The organism is Brucella tritici (assembly GCF_008932295.1).
Lineage (GTDB): Bacteria > Pseudomonadota > Alphaproteobacteria > Rhizobiales > Rhizobiaceae > Brucella > Brucella tritici.
Window position 1 is genome coordinate 218,837 of record NZ_WBWA01000001.1, and the last position, 12,065, is coordinate 230,901.

Consider the following 12,065-nt stretch of genomic DNA (forward strand, 5'->3'; position numbering starts at 1 on the left):
CTATCGGGCAGCCAGATCGACATCCACGATCTGACCGGGCTGCAGAGGCGATGCGGGATCGACCGGATGCGCCTCGACGAGATAGACAAGCTTCTGGCGCGTTTCAAGCGAGTAGATGACGGGCGGTGTGAACTCGGGATCGGGCGAAACATAGCTCACACGCGCTTGCAGGCCAGGCGCGCAACCATCGCAGCGCACGGACAGCATATCGCCCACCCGCACCGCCGAAAACTTGTCTTCCGGAATATAGACCTTCAGCTTGACCGCACCGTCCGGCAACATGGTCAGCACCGGTGCGGACGGACCCGCAATATCGCCCGGATTACGGATGACATCGGTGATCCGGCCCGGCGCGGGTGCTTCAATCGTTCGCTTGGTCAGATGCCAGCGTGCGGAATCAAGCTGCGCTTCGGCGCTCTTGACGGCATTTTCCGCCGCCTTGATCTCTTCCGGGCGCGCGGGCAAGCGACCAACCGCCAGATTGGCTGTGGCCTGATTGATCGAGGCCTCAGCCACTTCCACCTTGGTGGCCGCGTCGTCAAGCTGTGCCTGCGTCATCACCCCGCGTTTGGTCAGGTCCTGCGTACGCAAAAGCGTTCTCTGGGCATCGTCTGCCTGTGCCTTTGCTGTCCTGACGGCCGCATCCAGAACTGCAATTTCATCGGGACGCTTGCCAACCTGCAAATCCGCCAGTTGCGCGCGGGCCTGCGCCAGCGCCGCGTCGGCCTGCGCAACGGCGATCTTTGCGTCCGTGTCCTCCGTCTTTGCTATCGGCTTGCCCGGTTCGACGCGATCACCACGCCTGACGGCAACGGACTGAACCTGCGCCACTTCCAGCGGTGCAAGCTGCACGAATTCACCCTCAACATAACCAACGGCAAGAGGCTGCGCACTACATGCGGCGAAGAGATAAGAAGCAAAAGGAACCATACAGAGAATGCTCATGCCAACACCTCGCCGTTTTTGGCGGCGTCCTTCGCTGCAAGAATAGCCATGAGATTCTGGCGTGCGATTGCCGCAACAGCCGCCGCCTCTTCCGCACCCATCGTGGACCAGCCCATGCGCCGTTTCACCGCCTCCCGGCCAATGCGGAAATAAACAACCTGCCCAAGCAGGGTGAAGACGAGAAGCCGCGTAGCCTCGCTCTCGGCAGGTTCGCCCGTCGCGACTTCCCAGATGGCGCACAGCCTTTTGTGCGTTGGCTCGAAAACACCGGAATAGATGCGATCGAGCGCCGCCGTCGGATGCGCCAGCTCACGCAAAAGGAACTGGACGATCTCGCCGGATTGCGGTTGTGCGACGATGAAATACGTCATCCGCTCCAGCGCCAGACCAAGCTGCTGACGGGCCGTTTCCTTCGTTTCGGCAGGCGCACTGATCACACCGTGGTGCCCGAGCGCCTGCCCCGCTATGCCCTGTATCGTTTCGACAATATAGTCTGCCGCCGCCAGCCGCAGCCCTTCCTTGCCGCCGAAATGGTAGGCAATGGAACCGATATTCGCCTTGGCCATCCCGGCAATCTCGCGGGTCGATGTGGCGTCAAAGCCCTTCGAACCAAACAGTTGCAAGGCCGCATGGATCAGCGCCATCCGCGTCTGATCGACCGAAGGTGACGGAGGCTCTTGTCCTGCATGTTTCGTTTTGCTCATATCATGATTTAATCAATCGATTGATTAAATGTCAAGCATAACAGAACCCAAAGCGCCGATCTTGGATCAGCACCTTGGATCCTACTGAAAATTATAGACGTCGTTCAGCCTCGTCTTCCAACATGTCGACCGACAGCAATCGGTGTCGGCATCTCGCGGTGTGTGTGAGAAAGCCCCTCCAATACGGCCAGAATTTCGGTCTTCGCAGCGACCGCCTTGCCCGCCTTGCTGTCGACATGAAGCAACATCTGCTCGGCGCTGGCAATCTCCGTATCGCCACGCCGGAGGCTGTGAAAGACATGTGCGCGCTTCTCGTCGAAGGAGAGCAACTGCGTTTCGACATGCAGCGCATCGCCTGCCTTGGCCTCGCCGCGATGCATGATATGGGTTTCGACCGTGTAGTAGCTGTGACCGGATTTCAGATAGGCTTCGTCCACACCGATATGCGCCAGAAACCTGTCCGTCGTCTGGCCAAATACATCAAGATAACGATGCTCGGTCATATGTCCGTTATAGTCGATCCATTCCGGGATGACGCGCGCATCCAGTAGGCGCAATGGACCGGAACCTGCCTTGGAAGAACCCGCAGCCGCATCGAGCCGTGCTGTATAGGCGTTGAGAAGCGCGCCTGCGCCCCAACCCTTGCCATTTTGCTGATGCGCGAGAGCGCGAATGATCGCGACCAGATTTTCGTCACGAATCCGCTCCAGATCGCGAATTGAAAGCCCTTCATTTTGCGCGTCCGACTGGTCCGCGATGCGGTTGATGAGGCTGTCATCGAGATCGGGCACATCTGTCAGCTTCGTCCATGGCCATTGCAACGCAGGCCCGAACTGGGCCAGGAAGTGCCGCATGCCTGCCGGACCACCGGCAATGCGATAGGTCTGGAACAGCCCCATCTGCGCCCAGCGAAGCCCGAACGAATAGCGGATGATATCGTCAATCTGCTCGACCGTGGCGATACCGTCACGCACGAGCCACAATGCCTCGCGCCACAGCGCTTCCAGAAGCCGGTCGCCAACAAAAGCGTCGATCTCCTTTTCGAGCACGACCGGCTCCATTCCGGTCTGGCGGTAGAGCGCGGACGCACTTTCGATTGTCGATACGGAAGTCTTGCCTCCCGGCACCAGTTCAACCAGCGGCAACAGGTAAACGGGATTGTAGGGATGCGCGATCAAGAGGCGCTCCGGATGCCGTAACCCAGCCTGCAACTTGCTTGGAAGAAAACCGGAGGTGGACGAAGCGATCAGTGCATCGTCTGCACAAGCGGCTTCAATCTCCGCCAGCACGGCAAGTTTCAGGTCGAGACGCTCGGGCACGCTTTCCTGAACAAGCACCGCGCCTGCCACCGCCTCCGCCAGCGAAGAGGAAAACGACAATTGCCCCTCCTGCGGAAGGCGCACGGTGGTCAGCGCTGCCAGCGCCTTGCGCGCATTATCGAGAATGTGTTCGGTCGTCGCCTTTGCATCGGGCGACGGATCGTAAACAGCAACGTCGAAACCGTTCAGCAGAAAGCGTGCGGCCCAGCCGCTGCCGATGACGCCGCTGCCGATGCAGGCAATCTTGGGAGAATGGCTGTTCATGGATTTCACCAGCGCTTTGTAAGCTTGAGTTTTTCGCGGACTTCAGCAGGCGTCAGAACCTTCGTTCCCATATTGACGGCGATGGCTTTGGCCCGTTCGACCAGATCGCCATTCGACGCCAGAACGCCCTTGTCGAGCCAGATATTGTCTTCGAGCCCCACACGGATATTGCCACCCGCCAGCACGGCAAGGGCCGCATAAGGCAACTGATTACGGCCAATGGAGAACGCCGAGAAAATCCAGTTATCCGGCAGGTTGTGGAGGATGGATACCAGCGTCGCCAGATCGTCCGGCGCGCCCCATGGAATACCCATGCACAGCTGCACCAGAACCGGGTCATCAAGCAGGCCCTGCTGTTGCAGCCATTGGGCGAGCGGCAGATGGCCGGTGTCGAAAATCTCGATCTCCGGGCGCACGCCAAGCCGCTGTATCTGCCCGGCCATTTCCCTGAGCATGGCGGGCGTGTTGGTCATCACATAATCGCCTTCACCGAAATTCATCGTGCCGCAATCCAGCGTGCAGATTTCCGGCAAGAGTTCAGCAACATGCGCAAGCCGTTCCGTTGCGCCCGCCATATCGGTCTTGGCGGCATCGGGCGGCAGCGGGGCTTCTGCCGACCCAAAGACCAGATCGCCGCCGACACCTGCCGTCAGGTTCAGCACGATATCGACACCAGACGCCCGGATGTGGTCCACAACCTCGCGGAAAAGCTCCAGCTTGCGCGATGGCTCACCCGTTTCCGGATCGCGCACATGAATATGCGCGACAGCGGCACCCGCTTCGGCACTCTCAATGGCCGCATCCGCGATCTGGCGCGGCGTGATCGGCACCTTGTTCGAGCGGTGCGTGGTGGCTCCGGCACCGGTGACGGCGGCGGTGATGAATATTTCGCGGGCGGGCTTTAAAGGCATGATCGTTTCCCTCAATTTTCGCCGAGCTTGACAGGTCGTGAAATGCCGGGATTATCATTTTACGAAATCTATTTGGCGAAGAGCGAAACGTATGATCTTTGAACCCTCCGACGAAGAACTGAGCGTTACCTTGCTGGTCCTGCCGGATTGTTCGCTTATGTCATTGGCTGCAACGCTGGACCCCATGCGCGGCGCCAACCGCGTGACGGGCCGCTCGCTTTATCGCTGGCGGGTGGTGTCGCCGGATGGCAGCGATCCCGTCACATCCAGCGGCCTCAAAGTTGCGGCCAATGGCCGTTTCGAGGCTGGCGCGCAGGATATTCTTATTATCGTCAGCGCTTTTCACGCGCTGGAACATGCGACGCCGAAGCTTCTCGCCATGCTGCGCCAGGCGGCCAAGCAATCGAAACTCGTCGTGGGTGTGGAAGCCGGGTCATGGGTGCTGGCAAAGGCAGGATTGCTGAACGGACGTAAGGCAACAACGCACTGGGAAGACATGGAAGCATTCTCGCAGCGCTTCCCGGACGTCGAAATGCAATCGGATCGTTGGGTGCGGGATGGAGCTTTTCTGACAACCGGAGGTGCGGCACCGGCGCTTGACATGATGCTGGCGCTCATTCGCGCCCGCCACGGCTATTCCATCGCGCTGGATGTGGCGAGCCTCTACATCTACGACGAGGTGAAACAGGCTTCCGATGCGCAGCCGCTGGTATCCCTCGGCCGTTTGCTTAACCGCGAACCACGACTGGCAGATGCCATAAAAATCATGGAAACCCATATCGACCGCCCGATCCCCGTGTCGAGCATCGCCCGAAGACTTGGGCTTTCAACGCGCAGCCTTGAATTGCTGTTCGCCAATGTGATCGGGCAGTCACCGGGCAATTACTATCTGTCGCTTCGGCTGAAAGCGGCCCGGCGGCTGATCCTTGATACGCATCTCTCCATGGCGGATACAGCGGAACAGACCGGCTTTTCGTCGATCAGTTCGCTGTCGCGCGCCTTCAAGCGGCATTTCGGTCAATCGCCGAGCAAGCTGCGGCAGTAGCGGACGGGTTTCTTACAGACCAAGCCCCGACTTCACCTCTGCGAGCGCGGGCTTGCCGTCGAAAGTGGTCACGCCGTCAAGCCACGCATCAAGCTGCGCCGGGTTGTCCTTGATCCATTTCGTGACGGCGTCCTTGGCTTCCATGCTGTCGTTCAGGATCATGTTCATCATCGTGCTTTCCATCTCCGTGCTGAACTTAAGGTTCGACAGAAAGCGTGAGACATTGGGGCAATCCGCTGCATAGCCCTTGCGGGTCAATGTTTCGACGGTTGCGGCGCCATCATCCGGTCCGAACAGGTTTTCGCCATTTTCCAGATAGGTGAGCTTATAGCGAATATTCATCGGATGCGGCGTCCACGCGAAAAACACAACGGGCTCATCCTTGCGCACCGCGTTTTGAACCTGCGAAAGCATGGCCTGCTCGCTCGATTCCGCGAGCTGGAAATCCTTCAGGCCAAACTTGTCCTTCTCGACCATCGACTGGATCGTGGCGTTGGCGCTGCTGCCAGCCTCAATACCGTAGATCTTGCCGCCAAGCTGATCCTTGAACTTCGCGATATCAGCGTAGTTCTTGATGCCGAGATCCTTGCCTGTTGCTGCAAGACCAATCTTGGCGCCTTCGAGATTGACACCAGCCTGCTCGACCTTCTTTCCTTCGATATAGGGTTTGCGCGCTTCTTCCTGAAGCGGCATCCAGTTACCGAGGAAAATATCGATCTGTCCATTTTCCAGCGACTGGAAGGTGACCGGCACGGAAAGAATGGTTGTCTGCGGCTCATACCCGGCTTTTTCAAGCAGCAAAGAAGCGAGCGCTGTCGTCGCAGTAATGTCGGTCCAGCCGACATCGGAGAATTTGGGTGCCTTGCAGTTTGCGCCTTCAGCGGCATGCGCCTGCACGCTGGCAAGGCTGGCGACGCTTGCTGCAAGCAAAAGAACGATGCGTTTCATTATCTTCTCCCCTTTGTTTTTATTGAGAACAACATGATAGGGGAAACAGGAAACGCCTGTTCGCAATATACGCAATCATCTTTGCGTTTTGCGCAACCTTTGACCATTGATCAGTCGGGTCGATTTCTGAAAGCTGCGCAAAACCGGGGCGAAATTTATTTGTCACCGCCATATTGCACGTCGCTGACATGCTCCATCCAGTCGACGACTTTGCCGTCGAGCTGTTCCTGAATGGCTATATGGGTCATGGCATTGCTCGCGGATGCGCCGTGCCAGTGCTTCTCGCCCGGTTCGAACCAGACCACATCGCCGGGCCGGATTTCCTCAATCGGTCCGCCTTCGCGCTGCACAAGGCCAAGCCCGGCGGTCACGATCAGGGTCTGGCCAAGCGGATGCGTGTGCCATGCAGTGCGTGCGCCGGGCTCAAACGTCACGGTCGCAGCCGCAGCACGCCGGGCATTATTGGGAGAAAACAGCGGATCGATACGGACAGTGCCCGTAAACCAGTCGGCAGGCCCTTTCCCCGAAGGATCAGTTCCATTGCGCTTGATATCCATGAGGCGTTTCCTTTCCTGTTCACAACGCAACATAGATCAACTTCACGTACTGTTCAGCGCCTTTTGGCGGGATCCCGCTGCAAAATCACGTTATGCCGTTTCTCAAGCTCTGTGTTGACCGCTTCGATTTCCTGCGCCTTGCGCGCATCGTCCCAGCCAAGCTCCCGCGCCAGAATATCGGCGATTGCGGCGAGATTGCCGGTCGTCAAGGCCCCGTCGATTGCAAGTGTGGTGCGCCGCAAAACGACGTCCGCCAGATGCACGACAAGCTCGTTGCGTGCGATCCATGCGATTTCCGTCGCGCTGACCGTGTCGGTTTCCGGCAGCATCGCGACCGTTGCTTCTGCTTCCTCCCGGAGGATCGGCAGGGCCGTGCTGCCATAGCGCTTCAACAATGTCTCAACCCGTGCGGCGGACAACTTTGTTTCGGTGGCATATGTCGTCACCCAAGCCTTGCGGGCGCGATCATCGGACGGATAGTCCCTGCCGCCGCCTATAGGGAGGTTTCGCGTTGAAACCTGCCGCGTCTTGTCGAACCGGCCCAGAACCTTGTCGGCCACTTCCTCGGCAAAGCCGCGGAATGTGGTCCACTTGCCGCCAACAAGCGAAATGATCGCGAATGGCCGTTCGTTATCCGGCTCGATGACGGGCGCGGAATGATCGCGACTGATCAAACCCGGTTCGGAAGCATTGGAAGCCGGAAGCGGACGAATGCCGCTGTAAGTGTAGACGATTTGGCTGCGGTCGAATTTGAGCTTCGGCAGCAGCGAACGCAGGCTGTCGATGAAATAGTCGGTTTCAGGATCGTCGCAGCGCACATTGTCGGGATCGTCCGATGGAATATCGGTGGAACCCACCAGCGCCAGACCGTGATAGTCGTAGACAAGGCAGATGCGTCCGTCATCCGCCTCGAAATAGATCATTCGTCCGTTCAGGCTCTTCACCAATTCAGGGTGATCGACAAGAATATGCGAGCCCTTGGTGCCGCCGATCATCTTGGTCGGCTTGCCAAGCGCAGCATTGACCCGGTCGATCCATGGCCCAGCCGCGTTGATGACCAGCTTCGGCCTCACCGCGAATTTCACACCATCCGGCCCTTCAAAGCCGATAAGGCCGTTCTCGGCGGAAACCAGCGTCGTGAAATTGGCGGCAGCGCTTTTCGGATTGGCGCGCAGCCCGTCGCTGACAAGTTCATAGACCAGACGTTCCGGCTGGCTGACCTTCGCGTCATGATAGATGCCGCCCGCCACGATTGCGGGCGTGATATGGGGCATTTCCTTGGTCGCCGTCTCCTTCAGCAGAAAACGGTGACGCGGCATAACGCGCTCGCGCGCACCAAAATAATCGTAAAGCGCCAGACCGATCTTGATCAGCACGGCCCCACGGCTGCGTGGCGCGGTCGTCGAGCCCAATAGGGTACGCAACGCCGCCGTAATACCCTTGGTCCATGAGAAGACAGGAATGAAAGTCGGCAGCGGCTCGACATTGTGCGGCGCATTTTTCAAAAGCAGATTACGTTCCAGTGTGGACTGGGCCACAAGCCCGAACTCACCGGTTTCCAGATATTTGAGGCCGCCATGGATAAGCCGCGACGGCGCAGCACTTGTGCCTGAACCGAAATCCGCCTTGTCGACGATGAGACAGCTCACGCCCTGCTCGCAAAGATCGCGATAGAGGCCTGCTCCGTTGACACCAGCGCCAAGGATGAGCACATCCACGCCCTCGGCTTCCAGTTGTCCGATGCGGCTTTTCATTCCGGCCTTGCCTGCGAAGTCATTCATCTTACTGTCTTTATGTCTGTGGCGCATCGCGCCTTGTCCTTCAATCCGCAAGAGCTTCGATCTTTGGCCAGACCGGCCCAAGCGCAGATGCGATCTCCTTGAAAAGCTGATAGCGCTTTTCATACAGCGCGCTTCGCGCTGCATCCGGTTCATAGGTGCGGCCTATGGCGTCGAGATCGCGCGGGTCGCTGTAGACATTGGCAAAGACACCTGCGCCCTTGCCAGCGCAAAGGGCAGCCCCCCAGGCAGCAGCCTCGTCCGTATCCGTGACGGTAACGGGCATGCCGAGAACATTGGCAAACATCTGCGCGAAAGCCGGGCTACGCGACACGCCGCCGGTGAGGCGCGCAGCGGAGATTGCAAACCCGTCCTTCAGGTGATCGACATGGATGCGATGATTGAAGGCAATGCCTTCCCAGATTGCGCGCAGCATATCGCCCCGATCCTGCCAGCCGCGCAGACCGAAAAACGCACCGCTCGCCATCGCCCCATAGGGCGAGCCGAAGAGATAGGGATGGAACATCGCCGTCGAAGGCTTCGCCAATGCCGTATCGATTTCCGGGCGCAGCATGTCGTGGATGGAACGCCCTGTTTCCTCTGCCTCGCGCCGTTCTGCCGGGCAGAGCTTGTCGAGGAACCAGTCGTAATTGGCCGTCGATGCCGGCGAGATCGACATATTGTTCCATTCGCCCGGCGCAATACCATTACGGCAGAACCAGCTTTTGTCGACGCGCGGTTCGGACGACAGCGTTTCGTTGATCGAATAGGTTCCGGCAACCACGGCAACGGTCCCGATGCCAAGCCCGCCGACGCCAAGCGCTGAAGCGGTAACATCGTGCAAGCCACCGACAACCGGTGTTCCGGCAACGAGGCCTGTACGTTGTGCGCATTCGACAGAAACGCTACCCACGATTTCATCGGAACGCGACATGGGTGGCAGTGCATCCCAAAGCGCGTCCAGCCCGAAAAGGGCGAGCGCTTCTTTCGAATATTCCTGCGTATTGACATCGGTGAAGGAGGTCGAGGCTTCGGTACGATCCGTCCCGACATCGCCGGTCAGGCAAAAGCGCAGCCAGTCCTTGCAGGCGATCACATGCGCGATGCGGCCAAAGCGTTCCGGTTCGTTTTCCTTCACCCATGCCAGAATGGCGGATGGTGCCGATGCATGGGGAAGCTGGCCGGTGATGGTTATGGCCTGCTCGGCAACGGGGCTATTGACCCAACGCTCCGCAACATCAACGGCGCGGCTGTCGAGAGACAATATGCCTGCGCCAAGCGGACGGCGATCCTTGTCGAGCATATAGATGCCATCACCATGCGCTGTGGTGGCAATGGCCAGAATGTCGGAAGCAGGTCGCCCGCTTTTAGCGATGGCTTCGGCAATCGCATCCGCCGTTGCATTCCAGAATTCATCCATGTCGCGTTCGACATGGCGGGCGCGCGGAAAGGATTGCGCCACGCGGCGGCGGGCAACGGCAAGGGTGGTTCCGTCAATATCGAACAATACGGCTTTGGTGACGGTCAGTCCGCTGTCGATTCCGAGCAGAGAGGGCATGTATCGTATTCCTGATAAATATGCGCGGGCTATTCTTGCTTGCCGCCTGTTCCGGCGCGGGCAACCACCACGTTGATGCCTTGTGCCTCCATGCGCTCGATATGCGCGAAAGGCGTAGCCTCATCCACGATGACGACATCGAAGTCGCTGAGCGCCCCGAAATTGTGTAAAGCGCGGCGCTCGAATTTTGTGTGATCGGCCAGAAGGATACGCTTGGCGGCGCAGTCCAGCATGGCACGCTTGGTTTCCACCATTTCCGGTGATTGATGAAACAGGAGGTCGTCGGTGATCGCTGCAATCGAAATGAAGGCCACATCGGCGCGAAGACGACGAATTTCGTGGATCGTCATGCCGCCGACGAATGCGTTGCACCAGTTATAGAGCTGACCGCCAAGACCGAGCAGCGTCACATCCTTGATGTCGCGTACTTCGTTCATCAGAATCAGCGAGTTTGTAATGACGGTGAGCGGCCCCTTGCCCGGAAGATGCGGCACCATTTGCAGAACAGTGGTGGAATCATCGAAGAAAATGGCCTGTCCCGGCTCAACGAACTGCATTGCAGCTTCGGCGATCAGTTTCTTTTCTTCCGACTGGCGGGTAACGCGATAAAGATCACTTGCCTCGATCAGGCTTGTGGGCGCAGCCGACACGATGCCGCGCGACTTGCGAAACAGGCCACGGCTTACCAGTTCATCGACGTCGCGATGCGCTGTCATCAGGCTGATGCCGAACCGTTCGGTGAGGTCCTCGATACGCATCGAGCCTTCAGCCATTACAGTTTCTGCAATCTGCTGGCGCCGGACGAGCTGACGCGCATGCCGGCTGTCGTTCGGCACTTGCTCCGCCATCAGCTTGTCAATGCTTGCTTTGTTGCTCACTGCCATGCCTGTCACTTGTCCCCTTGCTTGCGCGTTCCAAAAGCTTCGGAATCGCCTGAGAGGCTTTATATTGCGCGGTCTTCAGCCCCAAAATCCAGCGAGTGATTGCATGGGACTTTCTTGAGGAGAGGGACTTCTGGAAATGCGCATCCCGAAAGCGTTCTGCTGCCGGGATGCGCCTTTTCAAACCTTACTGTTCGAGAACGAACGGCGAGGTGTACTTGTCAACATTGTCCTTGGTGATCAGGATGCAGTCGAAGAGCTGCTTTTCATGATCCACACCGGTCTTGCCGGTCTTGATGAAGTTGTCGGCCTGCTTGACGGCAGCTTCCGAGAACACGGCAACCGGCTGCAGAACGGTGTACTGCAGTTCACCGGCCTTGATGGCTGCAACCGCATCCGGCGAACCGTCGAAACCACCGACCTTCACCTGATCCAGCTTGCCAGCCTTCTTCAGAGCAGCAATTGCGCCCAGAGCCATTTCGTCATTACCGGAGATAACGCCGATGATGTCCGGATTGGCCTGAAGCAGAGCCTGCATCTTGTCGTGACCCTGGGTACGGTCCCAGTTGGCGACGTCCTGACCGGCCTTCACCAGATCGGGATACTGCGACAGAACGGTTTCATAGCCGTTCGAGCGCGTTGCGGCGTTGTTGTCCGATGGCGAACCGAACAGCTCGACATACTTGCCCTTGTCGCCAACGCTTTCGACCCACTGGGTCGCACCGATAGCGGCGCCCTGTGCGTTGTTGGAAACGAGCTGCGCCTTGGCCAGGCCTTCCTGGTTGATTTCCGCGTTGACGAGGAAAACCGGGATATTGGCGGCGATTGCACGCTTGACCGCGCCGACCGAACCGTCCGCATTGGCCGGGTCGAGAATGATGGCAACCGACTTGTTGGTGATAGCCGTGTCGATCAGGTTGCTTTCGGTGTTGGTGTCGCCCTTGTGGCCACCGACAACAGCCTTGTAGCCGAGACCTTCAGCGGTCTTCTTGGCAATTTCGCCTTCGGTGTACCAGTACGGATTGGACGGATCGTTGACGATGATCGTCATCAGTCCTTCGGCCCAGGCCGTGCTGGCGATGAGAGGCAACGCTGCCGCAGCGGCGAACAGAACGCGCATTCCCTTCTTGAACATGGTCTCACTCCCTTAACATT

At 58.5% G+C, this 12,065-nt stretch carries 11 protein-coding genes; 1 reads left to right on the forward strand and 10 read right to left on the reverse strand.

Annotated elements, in window-relative coordinates; all coding sequences use genetic code 11:
• The 4 genes from F9K91_RS01005 to F9K91_RS01020 all read right to left on the reverse strand — a co-directional run bounded on the left by F9K91_RS01005 (window position 1) and on the right by F9K91_RS01020 (window position 4,143).
• Entirely contained in the window at window positions 1–945 is a 945-nt protein-coding gene (locus F9K91_RS01005) for an HlyD family secretion protein (RefSeq protein ID WP_151676958.1), read from the reverse strand.
• A complete protein-coding gene (locus F9K91_RS01010) occupies window positions 942–1,649 on the reverse strand; it encodes a DUF1956 domain-containing protein (RefSeq protein WP_151556984.1) in 708 nt (235 codons plus the stop codon). The genes F9K91_RS01005 and F9K91_RS01010 overlap by 4 nt, the downstream gene beginning before the upstream one ends.
• 104 nt (window positions 1,650–1,753) lie before the next feature.
• On the reverse strand, window positions 1,754–3,232 hold the full coding sequence (locus F9K91_RS01015; protein ID WP_151556986.1) for a carnitine 3-dehydrogenase: 1,479 nt from the start codon (window positions 3,230–3,232) through the stop codon (window positions 1,754–1,756).
• 5 nt (window positions 3,233–3,237) lie between these two features.
• Entirely contained in the window at window positions 3,238–4,143 is a 906-nt protein-coding gene (locus F9K91_RS01020) for a beta-keto acid cleavage family enzyme (protein WP_104755611.1), read from the reverse strand.
• A 91-nt stretch (window positions 4,144–4,234) separates the two neighbouring features.
• On the opposite strand from F9K91_RS01020, the gene F9K91_RS01025 reads away from it, so the two are divergent.
• Complete coding sequence (locus F9K91_RS01025) at window positions 4,235–5,188, forward strand: GlxA family transcriptional regulator (protein ID WP_151676959.1); 954 nt, start codon at window positions 4,235–4,237, stop codon at window positions 5,186–5,188.
• Window positions 5,189–5,200: 12 nt separating this feature from the next.
• On the opposite strand, the gene choX is transcribed toward F9K91_RS01025, so the two are convergent.
• The 6 genes from choX to F9K91_RS01055 all read right to left on the reverse strand — a co-directional run bounded on the left by choX (window position 5,201) and on the right by F9K91_RS01055 (window position 12,045).
• Entirely contained in the window at window positions 5,201–6,136 is a 936-nt protein-coding gene (choX, locus tag F9K91_RS01030; protein WP_151556990.1) for a choline ABC transporter substrate-binding protein, read from the reverse strand.
• Window positions 6,137–6,291: 155 nt separating this feature from the next.
• Entirely contained in the window at window positions 6,292–6,693 is a 402-nt protein-coding gene (locus tag F9K91_RS01035) for a (R)-mandelonitrile lyase (RefSeq protein ID WP_151676960.1), read from the reverse strand.
• 53 nt (window positions 6,694–6,746) lie between these two features.
• On the reverse strand, window positions 6,747–8,474 hold the full coding sequence (locus F9K91_RS01040) for a glycerol-3-phosphate dehydrogenase/oxidase (protein ID WP_151676961.1): 1,728 nt from the start codon (window positions 8,472–8,474) through the stop codon (window positions 6,747–6,749).
• 40 nt (window positions 8,475–8,514) lie between these two features.
• Window positions 8,515–10,029, reverse strand: a complete 1,515-nt coding sequence (locus F9K91_RS01045; RefSeq protein ID WP_151676962.1) for an FGGY-family carbohydrate kinase — start codon at window positions 10,027–10,029, stop codon at window positions 8,515–8,517.
• A 29-nt stretch (window positions 10,030–10,058) separates the two neighbouring features.
• Entirely contained in the window at window positions 10,059–10,913 is an 855-nt protein-coding gene (locus tag F9K91_RS01050; protein WP_151556997.1) for a DeoR/GlpR family DNA-binding transcription regulator, read from the reverse strand.
• A gap of 184 nt (window positions 10,914–11,097) precedes the next feature.
• On the reverse strand, window positions 11,098–12,045 hold the full coding sequence (locus F9K91_RS01055; protein WP_061346699.1) for a D-ribose ABC transporter substrate-binding protein: 948 nt from the start codon (window positions 12,043–12,045) through the stop codon (window positions 11,098–11,100).
• Window positions 12,046–12,065: the final 20 nt, after the last annotated feature.